The sequence below is a fragment of the Nocardiopsis sp. NPDC101807 genome (assembly GCF_044766605.1).
GTDB lineage: Bacteria > Actinomycetota > Actinomycetes > Streptosporangiales > Streptosporangiaceae > Nocardiopsis > Nocardiopsis tropica.
The window spans coordinates 393,806-415,052 of record NZ_JBIWMK010000002.1 but is presented as its reverse complement, the minus strand read 5'-3'; the positions used below and the strand labels follow the sequence as shown (position 1 = coordinate 415,052).

General features: G+C 73.7%; 21 protein-coding genes. 8 read left to right on the top strand and 13 right to left on the bottom strand.

Annotation, left to right across the window (positions count from 1 at the left end; translation table 11 throughout):
• Positions 1-45 precede the first annotated feature (45 nt).
• A complete protein-coding gene (gene gdhA, locus ACIRPH_RS07040; protein ID WP_402910387.1) occupies positions 46-1,413 on the top strand; it encodes an NADP-specific glutamate dehydrogenase in 1,368 nt (455 codons plus the stop codon).
• 227 nt (positions 1,414-1,640) lie between these two features.
• Here gdhA and ACIRPH_RS07035 read toward each other — a convergent pair whose 3' ends face one another.
• Positions 1,641-2,063, bottom strand: coding sequence for a VOC family protein (locus tag ACIRPH_RS07035; protein ID WP_402910384.1), 423 nt, complete (start codon positions 2,061-2,063; stop codon positions 1,641-1,643).
• Between the two features lie 264 nt (positions 2,064-2,327).
• On the opposite strand from ACIRPH_RS07035, the gene ACIRPH_RS07030 reads away from it, so the two are divergent.
• Positions 2,328-3,332 (top strand): helix-turn-helix transcriptional regulator, encoded by a 1,005-nt coding sequence (locus tag ACIRPH_RS07030; protein ID WP_402910381.1) that lies wholly within the window; start codon positions 2,328-2,330, stop codon positions 3,330-3,332.
• Between the two features lie 129 nt (positions 3,333-3,461).
• Here ACIRPH_RS07030 and ACIRPH_RS07025 read toward each other — a convergent pair whose 3' ends face one another.
• Together ACIRPH_RS07025 and ACIRPH_RS07020 are read right to left on the bottom strand one after the other, a co-directional pair.
• The gene (locus ACIRPH_RS07025) at positions 3,462-4,439 is read right to left on the bottom strand and encodes an aldo/keto reductase (RefSeq protein ID WP_402910379.1); all 978 of its coding nucleotides are present in this window, start codon (positions 4,437-4,439) and stop codon (positions 3,462-3,464) included.
• Between the two features lie 115 nt (positions 4,440-4,554).
• On the bottom strand, positions 4,555-5,556 hold the full coding sequence (locus ACIRPH_RS07020) for a helix-turn-helix domain-containing protein (RefSeq protein WP_402910377.1): 1,002 nt from the start codon (positions 5,554-5,556) through the stop codon (positions 4,555-4,557).
• 51 nt (positions 5,557-5,607) lie between these two features.
• Between ACIRPH_RS07020 and ACIRPH_RS07015 the strand changes: the two genes are divergently transcribed.
• The gene (locus tag ACIRPH_RS07015; RefSeq protein ID WP_402910374.1) at positions 5,608-6,009 is read left to right on the top strand and encodes a cupin domain-containing protein; all 402 of its coding nucleotides are present in this window, start codon (positions 5,608-5,610) and stop codon (positions 6,007-6,009) included.
• A gap of 33 nt (positions 6,010-6,042) precedes the next feature.
• Here ACIRPH_RS07015 and ACIRPH_RS07010 read toward each other — a convergent pair whose 3' ends face one another.
• Together ACIRPH_RS07010 and ACIRPH_RS07005 are read right to left on the bottom strand one after the other, a co-directional pair.
• The gene (locus tag ACIRPH_RS07010) at positions 6,043-6,699 is read right to left on the bottom strand and encodes a CatB-related O-acetyltransferase (RefSeq protein WP_402910371.1); all 657 of its coding nucleotides are present in this window, start codon (positions 6,697-6,699) and stop codon (positions 6,043-6,045) included.
• A gap of 268 nt (positions 6,700-6,967) precedes the next feature.
• Positions 6,968-7,786 (bottom strand): TetR/AcrR family transcriptional regulator, encoded by an 819-nt coding sequence (locus ACIRPH_RS07005; RefSeq protein ID WP_402910368.1) that lies wholly within the window; start codon positions 7,784-7,786, stop codon positions 6,968-6,970.
• 73 nt (positions 7,787-7,859) lie between these two features.
• Between ACIRPH_RS07005 and ACIRPH_RS07000 the strand changes: the two genes are divergently transcribed.
• On the top strand, positions 7,860-10,133 hold the full coding sequence (locus ACIRPH_RS07000) for an ATP-binding cassette domain-containing protein (RefSeq protein ID WP_402910366.1): 2,274 nt from the start codon (positions 7,860-7,862) through the stop codon (positions 10,131-10,133).
• A 94-nt stretch (positions 10,134-10,227) separates the two neighbouring features.
• Here the strand turns inward: ACIRPH_RS07000 and ACIRPH_RS06995 are convergent, their stop codons facing one another.
• From ACIRPH_RS06995 to ACIRPH_RS06985, 3 genes are all read right to left on the bottom strand, one after another.
• Complete coding sequence (locus ACIRPH_RS06995) at positions 10,228-11,091, bottom strand: hypothetical protein (RefSeq protein WP_402910364.1); 864 nt, start codon at positions 11,089-11,091, stop codon at positions 10,228-10,230.
• A gap of 284 nt (positions 11,092-11,375) precedes the next feature.
• Positions 11,376-11,738, bottom strand: a complete 363-nt coding sequence (gene crcB / locus ACIRPH_RS06990) for a fluoride efflux transporter CrcB (protein WP_402910361.1) — start codon at positions 11,736-11,738, stop codon at positions 11,376-11,378.
• On the bottom strand, positions 11,735-12,163 hold the full coding sequence (locus tag ACIRPH_RS06985; RefSeq protein WP_402910358.1) for a fluoride efflux transporter FluC: 429 nt from the start codon (positions 12,161-12,163) through the stop codon (positions 11,735-11,737). Before ACIRPH_RS06985 ends, crcB begins: the two co-directional genes overlap by 4 nt.
• 228 nt (positions 12,164-12,391) lie before the next feature.
• On the opposite strand from ACIRPH_RS06985, the gene ACIRPH_RS06980 reads away from it, so the two are divergent.
• Both ACIRPH_RS06980 and ACIRPH_RS06975 read left to right on the top strand, forming a co-directional pair.
• Entirely contained in the window at positions 12,392-13,012 is a 621-nt protein-coding gene (locus tag ACIRPH_RS06980; protein WP_402910355.1) for a TetR/AcrR family transcriptional regulator, read from the top strand.
• A 29-nt stretch (positions 13,013-13,041) separates the two neighbouring features.
• Entirely contained in the window at positions 13,042-14,229 is a 1,188-nt protein-coding gene (locus tag ACIRPH_RS06975; RefSeq protein ID WP_402910354.1) for an acyltransferase, read from the top strand.
• Between the two features lie 146 nt (positions 14,230-14,375).
• Here the strand turns inward: ACIRPH_RS06975 and ACIRPH_RS06970 are convergent, their stop codons facing one another.
• The gene (locus ACIRPH_RS06970) at positions 14,376-15,551 is read right to left on the bottom strand and encodes a winged helix DNA-binding domain-containing protein (RefSeq protein WP_402910352.1); all 1,176 of its coding nucleotides are present in this window, start codon (positions 15,549-15,551) and stop codon (positions 14,376-14,378) included.
• A gap of 99 nt (positions 15,552-15,650) precedes the next feature.
• On the opposite strand from ACIRPH_RS06970, the gene ACIRPH_RS06965 reads away from it, so the two are divergent.
• A complete protein-coding gene (locus ACIRPH_RS06965; RefSeq protein ID WP_402910349.1) occupies positions 15,651-16,316 on the top strand; it encodes a TetR/AcrR family transcriptional regulator in 666 nt (221 codons plus the stop codon).
• Between the two features lie 143 nt (positions 16,317-16,459).
• Positions 16,460-17,002 (top strand): sugar O-acetyltransferase, encoded by a 543-nt coding sequence (locus tag ACIRPH_RS06960; RefSeq protein WP_402911633.1) that lies wholly within the window; start codon positions 16,460-16,462, stop codon positions 17,000-17,002.
• Here the strand turns inward: ACIRPH_RS06960 and ACIRPH_RS06955 are convergent.
• The 4 genes from ACIRPH_RS06955 to ACIRPH_RS06940 all read right to left on the bottom strand — a co-directional run bounded on the left by ACIRPH_RS06955 (position 16,999) and on the right by ACIRPH_RS06940 (position 21,210).
• Positions 16,999-17,304 (bottom strand): integrase core domain-containing protein, encoded by a 306-nt coding sequence (locus tag ACIRPH_RS06955; protein WP_402910347.1) that lies wholly within the window; start codon positions 17,302-17,304, stop codon positions 16,999-17,001. The two genes, ACIRPH_RS06960 and ACIRPH_RS06955, sit on opposite strands and share 4 nt — an antisense overlap.
• 97 nt (positions 17,305-17,401) lie before the next feature.
• A complete protein-coding gene (locus ACIRPH_RS06950; protein ID WP_402910344.1) occupies positions 17,402-19,300 on the bottom strand; it encodes an ABC transporter ATP-binding protein in 1,899 nt (632 codons plus the stop codon).
• 354 nt (positions 19,301-19,654) lie between these two features.
• Positions 19,655-20,392 (bottom strand): sensor domain-containing protein, encoded by a 738-nt coding sequence (locus ACIRPH_RS06945; protein ID WP_402910341.1) that lies wholly within the window; start codon positions 20,390-20,392, stop codon positions 19,655-19,657.
• Positions 20,393-20,499: 107 nt separating this feature from the next.
• Positions 20,500-21,210: a GAP family protein gene (locus tag ACIRPH_RS06940; protein ID WP_402910339.1), complete on the bottom strand. Its 711-nt coding sequence runs from the start codon at positions 21,208-21,210 to the stop codon at positions 20,500-20,502.
• Positions 21,211-21,247 lie beyond the last annotated feature (37 nt).

Sequence of the window (21,247 nt, the reverse complement as noted above, 5' to 3'; positions counted from 1 at the left end):
GCGTGCGGGGTGCCCGTTCCAGCAGTGAGAAGGGAACGCACTCGCATGCCGTTTTCCGATGGTGCCCGCAGCGGGCACCACCCGGGGGTCCGAAGCGCGTACGAGCACGTGGTGCGGCGCAACCCCGACGAGCCCGAGTTCCAGCAGGCCGTCCTGGAGGTGCTCGACAGCCTCTCGCCCGCCCTCTCCCGCCACCCCGAATACGCCGACCAGCGCATCCTGGAGCGCCTCTGCGAACCCGAACGCCAGGTCATCTTCCGGGTGCCGTGGCGCGACGACCAGGGCAACGTGCACGTCAACCGTGGTTTCAGGGTGGAGTTCAACAGCGCGCTGGGCCCCTACAAGGGCGGGCTGCGCTTCCACCCCAGCGTGAACCTCGGGGTGATCAAGTTCCTGGGCTTCGAGCAGATCTTCAAGAACGCCCTCACCGGCATGAGCATCGGCGGAGGCAAGGGCGGCAGCGACTTCGACCCCAAGGGGCGCTCCGACAACGAGATCGAGCGGTTCTGCCAGTCGTTCATGACCGAGCTCCACCGCCACCTGGGCGAGCACACCGACGTCCCGGCCGGGGACATCGGCGTGGGCGGCCGCGAGATCGGCTACATGTTCGGCCAGTACCGGCGCCTCGCCAACCGGTGGGAGGCCGGGGTCATCACCGGCAAGGGCCTGGAGTGGGGTGGTTCGCGCGTCCGTACCGAGGCCACGGGGTACGGGAACGTGCTGTTCACCCAGCGGATGCTGGAGCGCTCGGGCCGGAGCCTGGACGGTCGGCGCGTGGTGGTGTCCGGTTCGGGCAACGTGGCGGTCTACTCGGTGGAGAAGGCCCAGCAGCTGGGCGCCACCGTGATCGCCTGCTCCGACTCCGGCGGCTACGTCGTGGACGAGAAGGGCATCGACCTCGACCTGCTCAAGCAGATCAAGGAGGTGGAGCGGGCCAGGATCTCCGAGTACGCCGAGCGGCGCGGCGACGCCCGCTACGTGGAGGGCGGCAACGTGTGGGACGTGCCCTGCGAGGTGGCACTGCCCTCCGCCACCCAGAACGAGCTGGACGCGGCGTCGGCGCGCACCCTGGTCCGCAACGGCGTCCTGGCGGTGGCCGAGGGCGCGAACATGCCCACCACCCCCGAGGCCGTCCAGGTGCTGCGCGAGGCCGGGGTGCTGTTCGCGCCGGGCAAGGCCGCCAACGCCGGAGGCGTGGCGACCAGCGTCCTGGAAATGCGGCAGAACGCGCGGCGCACGTCGTGGTCGTTCGAGCACGCCGAGGCCGAGCTGGCCGAGGTCATGACGGGGATCCACGACCGGTGCGAGGAGGCCGCCGAGAGGTACGGCGCCCCGGGCGACTACGTGCTCGGTGCGAACGTGGCCGGGTTCGAGCGTGTGGCGGGCGCGATGCTCGCCCAGGGCCTGATCTAGGCACCGCCTCCGTCCGGGGCCCGGGGCAGGGGCCCGGACGGAGACGGCGGCCCTCCTTCCCCGGTCGGGAGGCGGACCCGCCCGAGCAGGAGGAGCCGCCTCCGTGCCGGCCGGTCGGGCGGACCGGGGAAACGGCCGTTCACGGAGGAGCGCGCGACCGCCCCCGGAGCCGTGCCGGGGACCGGGTCGGCAGGGCGCCCGGCCCGCCCCACCTCCCCGGCTCGGGGTCAGCCGTTGTACGGGGCCGCGACGTCCAGGACCCAGACGATGCCGAAGCGGTCCTTGAGCATCCCGTAGAGCGGCGCCCACGGGGAGGCCTCCAGCGGCTGCACGACGGTCGAGCCGACGGCCAGCTTCTCCCAGAGGGCGGTGACCTCCTCGGCGCCGTCCCCGCGCACGGAGACGAAGACGGCGTTCTCACCCCGGTCCCACGGCGTGGGGGAGGGCACGTCGTAGGCCATGACGTGGAAGCCGTTGTCCGCGATCACCTGGCCCCACGTCACCCAGTCCGCCTCGTCCGGGTTCTGCACGTTGCCCGTGTCCTTGTAGGTGACGACGGCGATGTCCCCGCCGAAGACGGAGTGGTAGAAGTCGAGCGCCGCACGGGCGTCGCCGCGGAAGTTCAGGTGGGTCGTGGTCGTGATGGACATGGTGGCTCCCGGTCTCGGTCTGCTCTGATGAGCTCTGTACGGCTGGTGTCGGTGGCGGTCGGCCGTGCGCCGCCGTGGCGGCGCGGCCGGGCGTCGGGGGAGGCGGACGGCCCCGCCCCTCGGCGGCGGACACGGAAAGCCCGCTGCCGAGGCGGCTGTGACCTGCGATGACCGCGTTCGCGCCCGTCCCTTCGCTGCCTGTGGCCCCACATTCGCAGGCTCACAGGACAGGGTGTGTCCTCTATGTCGAGCAGGATGGGTTCCATGGTGAAAACGTCCGCCCGTCTGCTCGCGCTCCTGTCCGTGCTCCAGACCCGCCGGGACTGGTCGGGTGACGAGCTGGCCGAGCGGCTCGACGTCAGCGCGCGCACGGTCCGCCGCGACGTGGACCGCCTCCGCGAACTCGGCTACCCGATCACGGCCTTCAAGGGGCGCGACGGCGGTTACCGGCTCGACGCGGGCTCGCAGATGCCCCCGCTGCTGTTCGACGACGAACAGGCCGTGGCGCTGGCGGTGGCGCTCCAGGCGGCCACCGCGACAGGCGCCGGGATCGGGGAGGCCGCAGAACGCGCGCTCACCACCATCCGCCAGGTCATGCCCTCACGGCTGCGTCAGCGGATCCGCCCGATCCGGGTCGACGCGGTCGCGCCGCCCGACGCCCTCCCCGCCCGGGCCGACGGCAGCCTGCTCCTGGCGCTGAGCGCCGCCGTCCACGCCCGCGAGGAGCTGCGCCTGGACTACGCCCCCGCCTTCCGATCCGCCTCGGACCGGGACGACACCGCGGTGGTCCGGCGCCGGGTGCAACCCCACCACCTGGTGACCTGGCGGGGGCGCTGGTACCTCCTGGCGTGGGAGGACGAGCGCGACGACTGGCAGACCCTCCGTGTGGACCGCATCTCACCCCGCACCCCCAACGGTCCGCGCTTCACCCCGCGGGAGGTGCCCGGCGGCGACGTGGCCGCCTTCGTCACCGGCAGGTTCCGGGGCTCGGGCGGGCCGGCCGACTGGCCCTGCCGGGGGGAGGTCGTCCTCGACCTGCCCGCCGCGTCCGTCGCCCCCTTCGCCTACGACGGGCTGGTCGAGGAGCTGGGGCCGGAGCGCTGTCGGCTGGTGCTCGGTTCGTGGTCATGGGTCGGCCTGGCCTCCGCCGTCGGACGCTTCGACGCCGATTTCGAGGTCGTCGGACCGCCCGAGCTGGAGGACGCGTTCGAGCGTCTCGCCCGCCGTTTCGGAGGCGCCGGACGCGGGGCCCGCCGGCCCGGGGACTGACCGGCCCCGCGCCGCTCCCGGCCTCCCTCGGGCGCACGCCGGGGCCTCCCGGCCGTCACCGGCCCCGCAGGACGCGGAGCCGACCGGGGCCCCTGACGGCCTGCCGTCAGCCCACGGGGGCGTCGCCGGTCACCACAGGTGGTGGACGTGGGGTCGGACGAGCTCGTCGTAGACCGCGCCGACCTGGGCGCGGGCCTCGGGGGAGAGCGGCGCCAGGTCCGCGGCGGCGGCGTTGCCGCGCGCCTGGTCGGCGTTGCGGGCCCCGGGGATGACGACGCTCACGCCGTCCTGGTCCAGGATCCAGCGCAGCGCGAACTGGGCCATCGTCATCCCCTCGGGGACGAGCGGGCGGATACGCTCCACGGCCTCCAGCCCGGTGGCGTAGGGCACCCCGGAGAACGTCTCCCCCTTGTCGAAGGCCTGCCCCTCGCGGTTGAAGGCGCGGTGGTCGTCGGCGGCGAAGGGGGTGTCGGCGGTGAACCTGCCCGAGAGCAGGCCGCTGGCCAGCGGGACGCGGGCGATGACACCGACCCCGGCCTCGCGCGCGGCGGGCAGGAACCGCTCCAGGGGCTTGTGGCGGAAGGCGTTGAGGATGATCTGGACGGTGGCCACGTGAGGGCGGGCGATGGCGGCCAGGGCCTCGTCCACGGTCTCCACCGAGACGCCGTAGGCGCGCATCCGCCCCTCCTCGACCATGGCGTCCAGGTCGTCGAAGACGGCGTCGGTGGCGATGACGGCGGGGGGCGGGCAGTGCAGCTGGACCAGGTCGACGGTGTCCACGCCCAGGTTGCGGCGGGAGTCGTCGTTCCAGGCCCGGAAGTTGGCGGGGTTGTAGTTCGCGGCCGTCTGCTCCCGGCGCCGACCCATCTTGGTGGCCACGGTGATGTGGGGGAATTCCTTCAGCAGGCGTCCCACGAGCCGTTCGCTGCGGCCGTCGCCGTAGACGTCGGCGGTGTCGAAGAAGGTGACGCCCTCCTCGACCGCGGTGTGCAGGGCGGCGGTGGCGTCGGCCTCGCTGACCTCGCCCCAGGAGGCTCCGATCTGCCAGGCGCCGAAACCGACGACGCCGACGTCCTTGCGGGTGCGACCCAGTACACGTGTTTCCATGCGGCCGATCCTAGACCTCTGGAAGCGCTCCCAGGCAAGGAGGTCCGCGGCCTCCGACGGCCCGGCGGCCGCTCGACCGGTCCGCCCCTCGGGCACGGGGGCCGTGGCCGCGCGGTCAGGCGCGGTCCGGGGACCGGCCGCCTTCCCGGGCCGGGGGACGCGGACCGAACCGCTCCCGGTACAGGGCCGGGCCGACCCCGGTGTGCGCCCGCACGCTCGCCCGCAGGTTGGCGGTACTGCCCAGGCCGCTGGCCCGCGCCACCGCCTCGAAGCCCATGCCCCCGGCCTCGATCAGGCGGCAGGCCAGCAGCACGCGCTCGGAGCGCAGCCAGGCCAGCGGGGTCGTGCCCAGTTCGGCCCGGAACCGGCGGTGCAGGGTCGCCGGGCTGACCGACGCCCGAGAGGCCAGGTCGGCGACGGCGAGCGGTTCGCCCAGGTGCTCGCGGGCCCAGGCCAGGACCGGGGCCAGGGAGGTGTCGGCGGTCTCGGGGAGCGGCCTGCGGACGAACTGGCGCTGCCCGCCCTCCCGGTGGGCGGCGAACACCAGCCGCCGGCTGACCGTGTTGGCGGTCTCCGCGCCGTGGTCGCGGCGGATCAGGTGCAGTCCCAGGTCCAGGGCGGCGGCGCTGCCCGCCGCGGTGAGCACCTCGCCCTCGTCCACGAACAGCACGTCGCGTTCGAGGCGGACCTGCGGGTGCATCCGGGCGAACAGTTCCTCGAACCTCCAGTGCGTGGCGGCCCTCCGCCCGTCCAGGACCCCGGCGGCGGCCAGGGTGAAGGCACCGCTGCAGAAGCTGACCAGCCGGGCCCCCCGGCGGGCCGCCCGGCGCACGGACGCGACCACCTCCGGCCTGGGCGGGACCCACGGGTCGGGGCGGTTGGGCACGATGACCGTGTCGGCCTCCTCCACCGCCTCCAGTCCGGCCAGGCCGGTGATGGTGAACAGCCCCAGGTGGACGCGCACGTCGGGGACCGCCGAGCACACGGTGAGGTCGTACCAGGGGTGGTCGATCTCGGGGCGGCGCAGTCCGAAGAGCTCGGTGGCCACGCTCATCTCGAAGGGGTTCGAGCCCTCGTCGACGACCAGCGCGACTCGGTGCGAGGATTCTTGCGGCATGTGCGATTCCTAGCACTTCCCCGGTCGGGGCGCCAGGGCCAGGATGGCCCTATGAGCGAACGACCGATCAACCTGCGGGACGCGCTGGCCTCCTTCGACGAGCTGTGGAGTCCGCGCATCGTCACCCGGGTCAACGACTACGACGTGCGCGTGGCCAAGGTCCGCGGCGAGTACGTGTGGCACGCCCACGACGGCACCGACGAGTTCTTCCTCCTCCTGGACGGGGACCTGCGCATCCGGCTGCGCGAGCGCGAGGGCGCCCCGGAGCGGGTCGTCACCCTGGAGAGGGGATCGGTGTTCGTGGTCCCGCGCGGCGCCGAGCACCGGCCCGAGTCGGACGGGGGCGCGTCGATCCTCCTCTTCGAGCCCACCGGCACCCTGACGGTCGGCGACCGCCACGAGGAGGTGCCCGACCACGTGGACGCCACCACCGGGCACGCCCTGGACGGCTGAGGCCCCGCGTCCGGCCGCACCACGCTCCGGGGTTCAGCCGCCGAGGACGCCCTCGGCCACCGCGGCGACCTCGGCGGGGCTGCCGCCCATGATGAGGGCGGCGCGCTCGGTGATCGCCTCGACGGGCCAGTCCCACCACCGGGCCGCGAGCAGGCGTGCGACGTCGTCCTCCTCGAAGCGGCTGCGGAGGTGCCGCGCCGGGTTGCCGCCGACCAGTGCGTAGGGGGCGACGTCCTTGGTCACGACGCTGTGCGCGGCCACGACGGCGCCGTCGCCGATCGCCACCCCCGGCATGATCGTGGCGCCCCGGCCGATCCACACGTCGTTGCCGATCCTGGTGTCGGGCGGGGCGGGGATCGACAGGTAGGTGTCCATGGTGCGCTCGGACCACTCGCCGCCGAACATCGTGAACGGGTAGGTGGAGGGGCCCACGGTGGGGTGGTTCCCGGCGGGCATGAGGATGGTGACGCCCGGTGCGATGGCGCTGAACCGGCCGATCACCAGGCGCTGGGGGCCGTAGTTGTAGAGCACGCACGCCTGCTCGAAGGGGACGCCGCTGCCCTCGTCGTCGTAGTAGGTGTACTCGCCCACCTCGATGAGGTCGGAGGTGACCTGTGCCTTCAGGAAGACGACGTTGGTCAGGTCCGGCCGGGTCGTGGGGTGCAACCGGTCCGGATCGGGTGCGGGCATGGGTCTCCCCGTTCTCCTCTCCCGGGGCCGGGCGGCGCCGGGCTCGTCGGGGACGAGGCTAGCGAACCGGGCCCTCGTCCCGGCCGCGGCCGGGACGAGGGCCCTCCGCGGGCGGGAGGACCTCCGGGAAAACCGTGTGCGGGCGCGGAAATGGGAGGCGTGGCGGCCCTCGCGGAGGGTGACCGGTCCGGACGGGTCCGAGGCGACCTCAGGGCCCGGTACGGGGACTGGGCCCGCGGCCCGCTCACGGACGCCTCCGAGGAGATCATCACGTGCGCGGTTCCGGGCGGGCCCGCGCGCCGAGCTTGCCCCGCACCCCGTCGAGCAGGGCGTTCAGACCGAACTGGAAGGTCTCCCACGCCTCCTGCTCCAGGTAGGGCTCGCTCTCGTCCTCGTTGGAGAACGCGCCCGCCTCGGACATGCGGGCGAGGGTGGGGAAGCGCTCGGCGAAGTCGGGCACGAGCGCGTCCAGCTGCGCGGAGCGGGCGAACCACCACTCGTCCTCGGGCGTTCCCGTCACGGTCTCGGCGCGGCGCGCCTCCGCGGCCGTCTGCACGGATCCGCGCACGAGGGAGAAGAGGTTGCCGTAGGCGCTGCGGATCCGGACGGCGTCCAGCCCCGCGCGGTGCAGCACGAGGGCCATGGACTCGAACAGCCGGTACTCGTTGGGGCCCAGCACCGGCCTGGCCTGGGAGACCTCCAGCGTCCAGGGGTGGCGCAGGTAGAACTCCCACAGCCGGGTCGCCCAGTTCGTCGTAGCCTTCCGCCAGTCTGGTTCACCGTCGGCTTCGGCCGCGTCGGCGAGCTCACCGAACGCGTGGTCGTACATCAGCTCGATGAGCTCGTTCTTGCTGGCCACGTAGGTGTACAGCGACATGGCGGTGCGCCCGAGCCGCTGTCCCACCGCGCGCATCGACAGCGCGTCCATGCCCTCTTCGTCGGCGACGCGGATGGCGGTCTCCACGACCAGGTCCACGCTGAGTTCGGGCTTGGGGCCGGGGACGGCACGCGCGGACGGGTCCACGGGGGCGCGCCACAGCAGGCCCATGGAGCGACGGGCGTCACCCTGCCCGGCGTAGACGACCACTTGCATCTCCTTATGCCATAAACTAACGTTCGCAGGCCGCCAGTTTACCGCATAAGGATTTCTGAGGAGCAGCGTGTCTTCCGATCCCACCTCCATGGCCGACAGCCACGACACCATCCAGGTCAGGGGCGCAAGGGAGAACAACCTCGCCGACGTCTCGGTGGACATCCCCAAGCGGAGGCTGAGCGTGTTCACCGGCCTGTCCGGGTCGGGGAAGTCCTCCCTCGTGTTCGGCACGATCGCCGCCGAGTCGCAGAGACTCATCAACGAGACCTACACGACGTTCGTCCAGTCGTTCATGCCCAGCCAGGGCAGACCCGACGTGGACACCCTGCGCAACCTGAGCGCCGCCATCATCGTCGACCAGGAGCGGATGGGCGCCAACTCCCGCTCCACCGTCGGCACCGCCACCGACGCCGCGGCCATGCTGCGCATCGTCTTCAGCCGGGTCGGCACCCCGCGCCTGGAACCGTCGAGCATGTTCAGCTTCAACAACTCCGAGGGCATGTGCCCCGAGTGCGAGGGGCTGGGCCGCACCAACCAGATCGACCTGGAGGAGCTCTACGACCGGGACCTGTCGCTGAACGAGGGCGCCATCACCGTCCCCGGGTTCGCCGTGGACTCCTGGTACTGGCAGGTCATGGCCAACTCCGGGTTCCTGGACCCGGACCGCAAGCTGCGCGACTACACCCCCGAGGAGTGGGAGACCTTCCTCCACGGCCCCGCCACCCGGGTCAAGGTCGGCGGCAACTCCTTCTCCTACGAGGGGCTGGTGGTCAAGCTCAAGCGCACCTACCTGTCCAAGGACCGCGACTCCATGCAGCCCGGGATCCGCGCCTTCGCGGACCGCGCCGTCACCTACTCCACGTGCCCCGGGTGCGAGGGCACGCGGCTCAACGCCGAGGCCCGCTCGGTCAAGGTCGCCGGACGCACCATCACCGAGTGCTCGTCCATGCAGATCAACGAACTCGCCGATTTCGTCGGCTCCCTGGACGAGCCCTCGGTGAAGCCGCTGCTGGACAACCTCGGCCACACCCTCGACTCCCTGGTCGAGGTCGGCCTGGGCTACCTCAGCCTGGACCGGGAGTCGGGCACGCTGTCCGGCGGCGAGGCCCAGCGCGTCAAGATGGTCCGCCACCTGGGCTCCAGCCTCAGCGACGTCACCTACGTCTTCGACGAGCCCACCGTGGGCCTGCACCCGCACGACATCGAGCGGATGAACAACCTGCTGGTGAGCCTGCGCGACAAGGGCAACACCGTGCTGGTGGTCGAGCACAAGCCCGAGACGATCGCGATCGCCGACCACGTGGTGGACCTGGGGCCGGGCGCCGGACCGTCCGGCGGGCGGATCACCTACTCCGGGGACGTGGCCGGGCTGCGCGCCTCGGGCACGCTCACCGGCGACCACCTGGACCACCGCGCCACCCTGCGGAGCGAGGTCCGCCGCCCCACCGGGGCCATCTCCATCTCCGGGGCCGACAGCCACAACCTCAAGGACGTCAGCGTGGACGTCCCCCTGGGAGTCCTCACCGTGGTCACCGGGGTCGCGGGATCGGGCAAGAGCTCGCTCATCCACGGCGCCCTCCCCGGAAGGGAGGGCGTGGTGGTGGTCGACCAGTCACCGATCCGGGGGTCGCGCCGCTCCAACCCGGCCACCTACACCGGCCTGCTCGACCCGATCCGCACCGCCTTCGCCCGCGCCAACAAGGTGAAGTCCTCCCTGTTCAGCGCGAACTCCGAGGGGGCCTGCCCCGAGTGCAAGGGCGCGGGGGTCATCTACACCGACCTGGCGATGATGGCCGGAGTCGCCTCCACCTGCGAGCAGTGCGAGGGCAAGCGGTTCCGGCCCGAGGTGCTCACCCACGAACTGCGCGGCAGGAACATCAGCGAGGTGCTCTCCATGTCGGTGGTGGAGGCCCGGGAGTTCTTCACCACCGGCAACGCCCGCACCATCCTGGACCGGCTCTACGACGTCGGCCTGGGCTACCTGGGCCTGGGCCAGCCGCTGACCACCCTGTCGGGCGGTGAACGCCAGCGCCTGAAGCTGGCGATCAGCATGGCCAAGGAGGGGGCGGTGTACGTGATGGACGAGCCCACCACCGGCCTGCACCTGGCCGACGTGGACCGGCTCCTCGCCCTGCTGGACCGGCTGGTCGACGACGGCAACACGGTGGTGGTCATCGAGCACCACCAGGCGGTCATGGCGCACGCCGACCACCTCATCGACCTGGGGCCGGGCGCCGGGCACGACGGCGGCCGCGTGGTCTTCGAGGGCAGTCCCGCCGAGCTGGTGGCCGAGGGCGACACCCTCACCGCCCGCCACCTGCGCGCGTACCTGGAGCGCTAGGCCGTGGGCCGCCCCCGCCCCCGACGGCCGTGAAGGACGGCGTGCCGGGGGCGGGCGGCCCCGGGGCCCGGGAGCGGCTCGGGTCACGCAGGGCTCAGGACCGGTCCCCGTGCTCCTCCAGCACGATCTTGAGCTGCCCCAGCCGGTGCCTCCAGAACGCCTTCGTCTCGGCAGCGGTCTCCGCGTCCGCCAGCTTGGTGTGCTCGAAGGCGACCGTGCTCCTGCCCCCGTCCTTGGCGGTGAAGTTGGCGCTGATCCGTGTGGTGCGGTCGAAGTCGGCGGTCAGGCGCCGGGGCCCGGTGGAGGTGCGCACCGCCAGGTCGTGGTCGGGCAGCCACCTCCCGCGCTCGCCCTCCTCGACGAAGGCGGCGAAGAGGCGCTCGACCGGCGCGTGGACGGTCTTGCTGACGCTGACCGCGAACCCGTCCTTCTTCTGGCCCGGGACCCGCATCCCGCGCTCCTGCTCGTAGGCGACCGTGACGGTCTGCGCCCACCACGCGGGGACGCCCTGCTCCCGGCCCAGCCATGCGGCCAGCTCGGCGTGGGTGCGGGCGGTGCCGTTCCAGCCGTCGAGCAGGGCGAACCACCCGGCGTAGTCGCGGCCGGTGTGCTCCCGCACGGAGTCGTCGGTGACGCGGCCGCGCATCGCCCCCGTGGTGCGCCGGTCGGCCGCGGAGGGGACGGGCGCGTCTGCGGGGCCGGCGGAGCCCTCCGGTGCCCCCGTCGCGGGAGGGGCGTCGGCGGACACCGGGTGCCGCCCGGCGGGCGGGGGCTGCACGGTGGGGGAGCGGTCGGCGGCGGCTCTCCCGGGCTCGGCGGCGGGTCCGGAGGGCCCGCGGCCGGACCCGGGGGCGGTTCCGGTGCGGCCGATCAGGTGTGCGCGGGCGGCGGTGTAGCTCTCGCCGGTCTTGTCCATGCGGGCGCGCACGCGCTGCTTGAAGGTCTTGTGGCTGGTCATGACGGCTCCTCGGCGACAGCGTCGGAACTCGCGCTCCCTCCGCCCCGCCGGTGGGGCACATCGGACCGGCGTCCCGAGGACCCTGGGTCCCCTTTGCCCCCTCACAGCCGGCGGCGCGAGCACCGGAACCGGGGGTTGGGCGCGGGACCGCGCCCACGGACAACGGTACCCCTGTCCCCGTTGATTCTCCAGGGCCTGTGGACGAGGGCCGGGGAGCCCCGGGCCGCTGCCGCTCCGGGAGGCGCCCGACCACGGCGTGCGGGAGGGGGCCGGACCCGTCCGCGTCAGCCGAGGAGCGCCCGGGTGAGGACGAGCCCCGTCCAGGCCGCTCCCAGCCCCGCGGCGAGGCTGACCGCCGCGTACAGGACCGCGTGCAGGCGCTCGCCGGTCGCGGCCAGCCGGTAGGTCTCGTAGGAGAAGGTGGAGTAGGTCGTGAAAGCACCGCACAGCCCCGCGCCCAGCAGCCCCGCCGCCCCCTCGTGCAGGGGCAGGGCGGTGAAGGCGCCCAGGAGCAGGCAGCCGATCACGTTGACGCACAGCGTGCCCCAGGGGAAGGACGTGCCGTGCCGGCGCTGCACGGCCAGGTCCAGCAGGAACCGGGCGGGGGCTCCCACCGCCGCACCCAGCGCCACGAGCAGGGCGCTCACGCGCCCCGCCTTCCGGAGGCCAGTGCCCGGTGGGAGACCGCCGAGGCCGCCCACACCCCCGCCAGGGCCCCGGCCGGGGTGAGCACCAGGTAGGCCAGGGCCGCCTCGGGACGGCCGTGTTCGAGCGCGGTGAGGACGTCCAGGGCGTACGCGGAGAACGTGGTGTAGCCCCCGAGGACCCCCACCCCCCAGAACACCCGGATGAACCGGCTGTCCGGCCACCGGTGGTTGAGCAGTTCCATGAGCACGCCGATGAGCGCGCTGCCGCTGACGTTGATCGCGAGCACGGTCCAGGAGACCCCGGACGCCGTGGGCGGCCAGGCGGTGTCCAGGCCGTACCTGGCCAGGGCGCCGAGCGCCCCTCCCAGGGAGATCACGGCCAGCACCGGCCACAGTTCCGGCAGGGTGGGCGCGGGTCGGGTCATGCCCCCATCCTGCCCCTGCGGCGCAGGCGGCGGGGCCGGTGGCCCCGGTCGGCCGGGAGCGGCCCCGCCCGCGCGGAGGGGGCGGCCGGGCCCGGGGCCCCTCCGGGACCCGCGGGGAGCGGGACCGGGCCGTCCCGGGGTTTCCACCCCCGGCCCGGCGGGGTCGGCCCAGGGGCGGCTCAGGGACAACCCCCATGGATTCCTGGCCCCCCGTGTTAGATTCTGGCCATGCGGTCAGAAAATAATCCAGCCGGTCAGAAAAGGTCCTTCATCGAGGAGGCCCGCAGGGCGCAGATCGTCGCCGCGGCGATCGACACCATCGCCGGGGTGGGCTATCCCAACGCCTCACTGGCGCGGATCGCCGAGAAGGCGGGCGTGAGCAAGGGCGTCATCTCGTACCACTTCGCGGGAAAGGAGGAGCTGATGGAACAGCTGGTGACGGGCGTCTACACGGAGATCGCCGAGTCCGTCGTCCCGCAGATCCTCGCCCAGGACAACGCCGCCGACATGCTCCGCGCACACGTGCGGGGTGTGGCCGCCTACGCCCTGGAGCACCGGAGCCGCATGGCGGCCCTGGCGCAGATCTTCCTCCACGCGCGCAGGCCGGACGGCTCCCCCCGGTACGGGGCCGGCGAGTCCGAACCCCTCTACGAGTCCCTGGAGGTGCTCTACCGGGAGGGGCAGAGGAGCGGCGAGTTCCGCGACTTCGACGTGCGGGCGATGGCCGTGACCCAGCAGTCCGCCACCGACGGGATGTTCGAGTACTGGCGCGTCCACCCCGACCACGACCTCATGGCGCACGCCGCCGAGCTCGGCGAACAGCTCGTCCGCGCCACCCGCGCCGACTGACCGGCGCACACCCCCATCACGAGGACCCCATGACACAGCAACCAGCGCCCGCCCTGAGCCCGGAGTCGGCGCCGCCGCCCCCCAGACGCCTGCACTACGTCGACAACCTGCGCGTGGCGATGACCGTCCTGGTCGTGCTGCACCACGTCGCGCTCACCTACGGCAGCATCCCGGTCTGGTTCTACACCGAGCCCGCGCAGGACCCCACGGGCGGGCTGCTCGACCTCCTGGTCATCGTGAACCAGACCTACTTCATGGGCCTGTTCTTCCTGCTCGCGGGCTACTTCGTGCCCGGAGCGAGGGACCGGAGGGGGCGTCGGGGGTTCGTCCGCGAACGCCTGGTGCGCCTGGGCGTCCCCCTGCTGCTCTTCGTCCTGCTCCTACGCCCCCTGCTCACGACCGGCGCCTACCGGCTGTTCGCGGAGGGGGCCGCCGCCGAGGGCGCGGAGATGCCCTACTGGCTCTTCTACCTGATCTCCTTCGACCCCGGCCCCATGTGGTTCGTCGAGGTCCTGCTCGTCCTCAGCCTCACCTACGTCATGGTGCGCGGCTTCCGCGAGCGCCGCGCCGAGAGCCGGGGCGCGGCGGTCCTCCCCGCCGTCCGCCCGGAGGACACGGCCCCGCTGCGCTGGCTCGGTCCGGTCCTCGCCTTCACCACGGCCCTGGCCCTGGTCTCGTTCCTCTGGCGCTGGGTCAACCCCGCCCCCTACTGGCCGTTCGTGGGCCTTCCCAGCCCCGACTACCTGCCCCAGTACGCCGCCCTCTTCACCGTGGGCGTACTGGCCTACCGCCGCAACTGGTTCACCCGCCTGCCCGACCGGGCCGGCTGGTACGGGGGCGCGACGGCCGTCCTCGGCATGGCCGCGTTCCTGGGAGGGGCGCTCGTCCTCGGAGCGGCGAACGAACCCGGGACCGCTCCGGCGCTGTTCCACATGGTGGCGGAGACGTTCTTCGCCGTCGGCGTGACCCTCGCGCTGATGGTGTCCTTCCGCCGCTTCCTCGACCGGCGGAACCGTTTCTCCGCGTTCCTGGCCGACAACGCCTTCGCCGTGTACTTCCTGCACCCGCTGGTGCTGGTCGGACTCGGAATGGCGCTGAGCGGCTGGGAGGCGCCCGCCGCGGTGAAGTTCCTGGGCATGGCCGCCCTCGCCGTCCCCGCCTGCTGGGCGATCGCCGCCGCGGTCCGCGCGATCCCCGGGGCACGTCGGATCCTCTGACGCCCCTTTCCCGGGGCCGCCTCCGTGAAGAGCCGGAGGCGGCCCCCCGCTTCCCACGGGCCCGCCGGCCCCCACGCGGGCCGACGCCGCCCCCGCCCTCCGGGGCCCGCGCGCCCCTCGGCGCCGGGGGCGGATCCCCGGCAGGCTCACCCCACGGCGTCCAGGGCGGCGCGCATCGCCGGTGACACGTAACCGGTGCCGACGCGCACCCCGCCGAGCCACGCGGTCAGGCGCTCCGCCTCCTCGTCGAGGGCGCGCCGCGCCGAGGCCGGGACCGGCTCCAGCAGGTGCACACGGACGGCCCCGGCCCCGTCCTGGACCCATGTGCCGACGGTGCGGCCGCCGACCCAGGCCGTGGTGCCGGCGTTGCCGCGCCGCTCGAAGAGCCGCTCGCGGTGCGGCCCCAGGTAGAAGCCCCGGTCGCGCCAGCCCATCACGGTCGGGTCGAGCACCGGCAGGAGCGCGACCCATTCGCCCGGGTCCTCCGTCGGCCCCACGTCGTCGGGCATGAGCCAGCCGGTGGCGCCGCCGTCCAGGGACACCGCGACGGCCTCCAGGTCGGCCAGCGCCGCGCGCACGATCGTCTTGGTGGCCCCCAGCCACCAGACGATGTCCTCCTCGGTCCCCGGGCCGAAGCGGAGGAGCCAGCGGCGGACGAGCTCGCGGTACCCCTCGCCCGGGCTCCACGGTGCGGGGATCTCGTCGAGCCAGTGCGGGGCCAGGGTCCACCGGGGCCGTGAGACGGGGAAGCGGCCGGCGTCGGCGCCGCGGACGATGTCGCCGGCGGCCCCGAGGAGGGTGAGCACCCGGGGCGCCGACCACAGCTCGCCGGGCGACCCCTCGACCTTCACGTCGATCCTCGGCACCGCGCGGCGCACGTCGACGGCGGCGAGGCCCTCCGGCGCGTCGGCGAGCACGGACAGGACCTCGGCCCGGGCCCGGTCGAGCCAGGCGCCCCCGTCGTCGGTGAGGCCCGCCCTGACGAGGTCCTTGGCCATGCGGGCGCGCTCCGCCGCGGCGACGCGGGCCGAGGCGCTCGGCCACACGCCCGGCAGCAGCTCGCGCGGGAACACGAAGAGGGTGCGCCGCATTGCCAACTGCTTCACGAGCAGGCGCTCCCGGTGGAGCGCCCCGTCGACGTCGGCGACCGTCAGGGAGGAGACGCGTGCCCAGCACGAGAGGTGGACCGTGGCCGGCTCGGTCGCGTGCAGCGCGACGACGGCCCGGGCGGCCGCTTCGGGGGAGTCGGCGCGGGCGCCGGGGGCCAGTGCGTGCCGCACGGCCAGGCGGGCCCGGCGTTCGCCGTCGGTGACATGGTGCATCGGGTCATCGTGCCACACCGGGCCGGTAATTCGATACAGTCACGTTCCGGAACAGGCGTGTATCGTCATCGGGGACGGAGAGACGAGGAGACTGCCGCCATGGTGCGAGACGGTGAGACCCGGGAGCCCGCGGAAGGCCCCGTGCGCCCCGGCCGCAAGCGGGACCGCTCACGGGACGGCGCCATCCTCGACGCGGCGCTGGAGGTCCTGGCCGACGTCGGCTACTCCCGGCTGTCCATGGACCTGGTCGCCGCCCGGGCCGGGGCCGGGAAGGCGACGCTCTACCGCCGCTGGCCCTCCAAGGCCGAGCTGGTCGTCGACGCCGTGGCGCGCATGAAGCGCGACCAGGTCGACCTGGAGAACCTGCCCGACACCGGCGACCTCCGGGGCGACCTCCTCGGCCTGTTCCGGCCCCAGGCGGTCGAGGAGGCCGAGCGCCGGCTCGAGGTCATGGCGGGGCTCGCGTCGATGCTCGTCCAGGACCGGGCCCTGGCCGACGCGGGCGCCGCCGCGATCGTCCAGCCGTGGGCCGAGGCCCACCACGCCCTCATGCGGCGTGCCGTCGACCGGGGCGAGATCCCGCCCACGGCGGACATCGAGGCGCTGTCGCAGCTCGTTCCGTCGATGGCCGCCTTCCGCGCACTCGTCCGGGGCAAGCCGTTCGACCGGGACTTCCTCGTGTCGATGGTCGACGGCGTCCTGCTCCCGGCCCTGCGCCACCCGCCGGACGCCCCCGCGGAACCCGACAGCGGGCCCGCCTCCTGAGGCCGGCGCCGCCGGCGGGACGCCCGGACGGGCGGACGAGGGGCGCCGGACGCGGGGGGCCGCTCCGGGGGAGGCCCGCCCGGGGCTAGGGTCGGGGGCGAATCATGATCGAAGGGACCCGTGTGACCACTCAGAAGGACCGCATGCTCGCCGGTGAGCTCTACCTCGCCGACGACCCCGAACTGCAGGCCGACCTCTTCCTCGCCGAGAAGCGGACGGAGGCGTTCAACTCGTCGACGATCGACGACCTGGAGGCCCGGCACGCGGCGCTGGCCGAACTGGTGGGCGAGCTGGGGGAGGACAGCGTGATCCGGCCCTCCCTGCGGGTCGACTACGGCTACAACATCACCGTGGGCCCCCGCACGTTCGTCAACTGCGGCGCGGTCATGCTGGACGTGGCCCCCATCCGGATCGGGGCGGACGTGCAGATCGGCCCGAACGTCCAGCTGCTCACCCCCACCCACCCGGTCGACCCCGAGCTGCGGCGCGCCAAGTGGGAGGCGGGCGAGCCGATCACCATCGGCGACAACGTGTGGCTGGGCGGAGGCGTCATCGTCTGCCCCGGCGTGACGATCGGCGAGAACACCGTGGTGGGCGCGGGCTCCGTGGTCGTCAAGGACCTGCCCGCGAACGTGGTGGCGGTGGGCAACCCGGCCCGCGTCGTCCGCGAGATCGGCGCCTCCTAGGCGTACTGACCTGAGAGGTCAGGTACGCGGGTAGCCGGAGGGCCGTTGACCGCGGTGTGGGACCGGTGGTGATCGTCGTGGTGCAGCCACCCGGTGAACGCCTCCGCGCGTTCGGTCTCGCTGGTGCGGGGGCGGGCGCAGGCCCGTTCCCCGGCCGGGGCGCGGTGGAAGCGTTCCACCCTGCCGTCGGCCCGGGGCCGGTGGGGGCGGGTCCGCTTGTGCCTGATACCGGCCCCGGCCGGGGTGTCCCGCCAGGTGTGGGACCGGCAGCAGGCCCCGTTGCCGGTCAGTACCCGCTCCACCTCCACGCCCGTCGAGGCGAAGTAGGCCCGCGCCCGCGGCGTGCAAAGGGTCCGTCCCCCGGTGTGGCGCCACCGGGGGACGGGGTCCGCGGGGCCGCTATCCGGCTGCGGCGGGAGCGGCGGCCGCCTCGGGGGCCCCGGCGGCGAACTGGGTGCGGTACAGCTCCGCGTAGCGGCCGTCCCGCGCCAGCAGCTCGGCGTGGGTGCCGCGCTCGACGATCCGCCCCTCCTCGACGACGAGGATGGCGTCGGCGGCCCGGACCGTGGAGAGCCTGTGGGCGATGACCAGGGCCGTTCGCCCCCTCAGCGCCTCGGTGAGGGCGGCCTGGACCGCGGCCTCGGAGGTGGAGTCCAGCGCGGAGGTCGCCTCGTCCAGGATGACCACCTCCGGTCCGGCCAGCAGCAGGCGCGCGATGGTCAGGCGCTGGCGCTCGCCGCCGGAGAACCGGTAGCCGCGCTCTCCCACGACGGTGTCCAGGCCGTCGGGCAGAGCCTCCACGAGGGCGTCCAGCCTGGCCCGGCGCAGCGCGTCCCACAACTGCTCGTCGGTGGCCCCGGGTGAGGCCAGGGCCAGGTTGGAGCGGATGGACTCGTGGAAGAGGTGCCCGTCCTGGGTGACCATCCCCAAGGTGGCGCGGATGGAGTCGAAGGTCAGGTCGCGCACGTCCGTTCCGCCCAGGCGCACGGCGCCGGAGTCCACGTCGTACAGGCGGGGGACGAGCTGGGCGATGGTGGACTTGCCCGCGCCGGAGGAGCCGACCAGGGCGACCATCTGCCCGGGTTCGACGCGGAAGGACACCCCGTGCAGGACGTCCCCGTTGTCCTGGACGTCGAGGGCGGCGACCTCCTCCAGGGAGGCCAGGGACACCTTGTCGGCGCTGGGGTAGGCGAAGGTGACGTCGTCGAACTCCAGCGACACCGCTCCGTCGGGGACGGTCCGGGCGTCGGGCCTCTCGTCCACGATCGGTTCGAGGTCGAGGATCTCGAAGACCCGGCTGAAGCTGACCAGGGCGCTCATGACCTCCACCCGTGCGCCGGCGAGGGAGGTGAGCGGCGCGTAGAGGCGGGTGAGCAGCATGCCCATGGACACGACGGTGCCCGCGTCGAGCTGCCCGCGCAGGGCGTAAAGGCCGCCGAGGCCGTAGACCAGCGCCAGGGCGAGCGCGGACACCAGGGTGAGGGCGGTGAAGAAGACCTCCTGGACCATCGCGGTGCGCACGCCGATGTCGCGCACCCGGCTCGCCCTGCGGGCGAACTCGGCCGACTCCTCGTCCGGGCGGCCGAAGAGCTTGATGAGGGTGGCCCCCGGGGCGGAGAAGCGCTCGGTCATCTGGGTGCCCATCGCCGCGTTGTGGACGGCGCGCTCGCGCTCGATCCGCGCCAGGCGGGCGCCCATGCGGCGGGCCGGCACGACGAACACCGGCAGCAGCAGGAGCGAGAGCAGGGTGATCTGCCAGGACAGGGTGAGCATCACGGCCAGGGCGAGGACGAGGGTGACCAGGTTGCTCGCCACGCCGGAGAGCACGTCGCTGAACGCGCGCTGGGCCCCGATGACGTCGTTGTTGAGGCGGCTGACCAGGGCCCCTGTGCGGGTGCGCGTGAAGAAGGCGACCGGCATGCGCTGGACGTGGTCGTAGACGGTGGTGCGCAGGTCGAGGATGAGCCCTTCGCCGACCCTGGCCGACAGCTGTCGTACGACCAGTCCCAGGGCCGCCTCGACCACGGCGACGGCGGCGATGAGCCCGGCCAGGAAGAGCACGGGGCGCAGCGCGCCGCCGTCGACGATCGCGTTGACGACCCGTCCGGCGAGGAGGGGGGAGGCCACGGCCAGGGCCGCCGTGGCCACGCTCAGGACCAGGAACCAGGAGAGGCGGCGGGAGTGGGGGCGGGCGAAGGAGGAGATCCGGCGCAGGACCGGCAGGGAGAAGGGGCGCTGGTCCTCCTTCGCGTGCATCGCGTGATACACGGAGTTCCACGCGGCCATTTCGATGCTCATGTTCGACCACCGGGTGTGTTGGGGCTGTTGACGAGAACCGTAGAACCTCAACTAATGTTCTGGTCAAATCGGAGGGCGGTCCGGCGCTCCGTGCCCGTCCGGGAGCCCGGCGGCGGTCGCTGCGGCTGTCCGAGATCGCCACCGGGCGCAGCGTCGGCATCACCCCGGAGAGCGCGGTGGCCCGCCACCGACGTCCCGGGCCCGTCTACCGTCCGGTGCGCGACGCGTCCACGATCCCGGTCCGCGTGGTGCGGCGGCGGCACGACCCCCGTCCGGCCGCCCACGCGGCCGTCGCCCTGCCGACGGAGCCGGACCGGGGGTGGTGAGGCCCCCGGCCCGCGGGGCCCGGCGGGGTCAGACCCCCGAGGGGACGCGCGGTCCGGCGGGCGGGGCGGCGTGCGGCGGGACGTGCCGGCGGGCGCTCCCGCCCGGGACGCCGCCGGGGTGGGCGGTGTACACCCCCACCCCCGCGTCCTCGGGGGCCAGCAGCAGGGCGCGGCCCACCGTGGACCGGGCGTGGGCGCAACCGCGCACGACCATCGGCAGGCTCAGCGCGAACAGGGCGCCGGCGACCATGTGGATCACCGTGGTGGCCACGACCGGGTTGTCCGGGGCGACGTAGGCCCCCAGGTCGGTGTAGCCCGGGACGGTGTACAGGGACCACCCCCACAGGGGGTGCAGCAGGCCGGCCGCGGCCCCGGCCCACCAGGCGACGGTGGCGCAGAAGCCGACCACGGCGACCGGCAGTCCCACGGCGGCGTGCAGCGCGTCCAGCCAGCTCTGTCGGCAGGCGAGGACGCCGAGGGCCCGGCGCAGGGGGCCCGCGCCGGAGGCGGGGGAGCGGTAGGGGCGGCGCACCACCGGCCGGCCGTGGAGGTCGGCGAGGCGGATCCGCTCGACGTGGGCGAGCCCCCGGGCGGCGTGCAGGGCGCCCGCGGACAGGAACAGCCCGACCCCGACCGCGGCTGTGCCCGCTCCCGCGGCCAGACCGGCCACGACGAGCACGAAGGAGACGAGGGCGAGGGGGAACCCCCACAGGTTGTAGCGGGAGTCGGCGACGACCTGGGCGAGGACGGACTGGGGCCTGTTCATGGCACCGAAACTACGCCCGGCCGGGCCGGCCGTCAGGGTCGTACGCACGCGCATCGGTGGTGGTGCGGGCTCCACCGCGCAGTGGCGCCGGGACGGGCCTTCCCGGCTCACAGGCCGTTGAGGAAGGTGACGACCCCGGACCCCTCCAGCGCCGCGACGGCCCCCGTCCGGGCGAGGCCGTTGACCAGGAGGAGGAAGCCGACCAGGCCGATGATCCACCCCATCGCCTCCCGGGAGCCCGACTCGACCCTGGTGCGCCAGCGCTCCAGCCGGGGGCGCAGCCGCTCGCCCAGGGCCCGGTGGCCCAGGTAGAGCAGGACCGGGGGGAGCACCATCACCGCGTTGTAGGCGGCGAGCAGGGGGATCCAGGTGGCGGCGGTCAGCTCGGCGGTGGTCATGATGCCGATCGCGCCGAAGTAGGGGAAGGCCGTGCCGCCCTCCAGCAGGCCGGTGGCCAGGCCCAGGCCGACCATCGAGACCGTGCGGAAGGAGGCGGGTCTGCGCTGCTCGCGCGGCTTGGTCGGCATGAGGAAGCTGTAGACCAGCAGACCGCCGCCCAGGACGGCCATCGCCCAGCCGACGGGGGCGCTGTCGGCCAGGCCGCCGAGGGTCTCCAGCAGGGCGCCGAGGCCGAGCACGAGCGCGCAGCCGAGCACGAAGTAGAAGAGGGCGACGGTGCCCAGGAAGGCGAACAGGGGACGCGCCACCGAGCGCGCGCCGCTCAGCAGCACGTACAGGGAGACGCCGAGGGTGGCCGGGCTGAGCGTGTCCAGCAGGGCCAGTCCGGCGACGGGCAGCAGTACTTCCCAGGGGGGCATGGAGGACTCCTCGCGGTTTTTATCGCACGCACGTGTG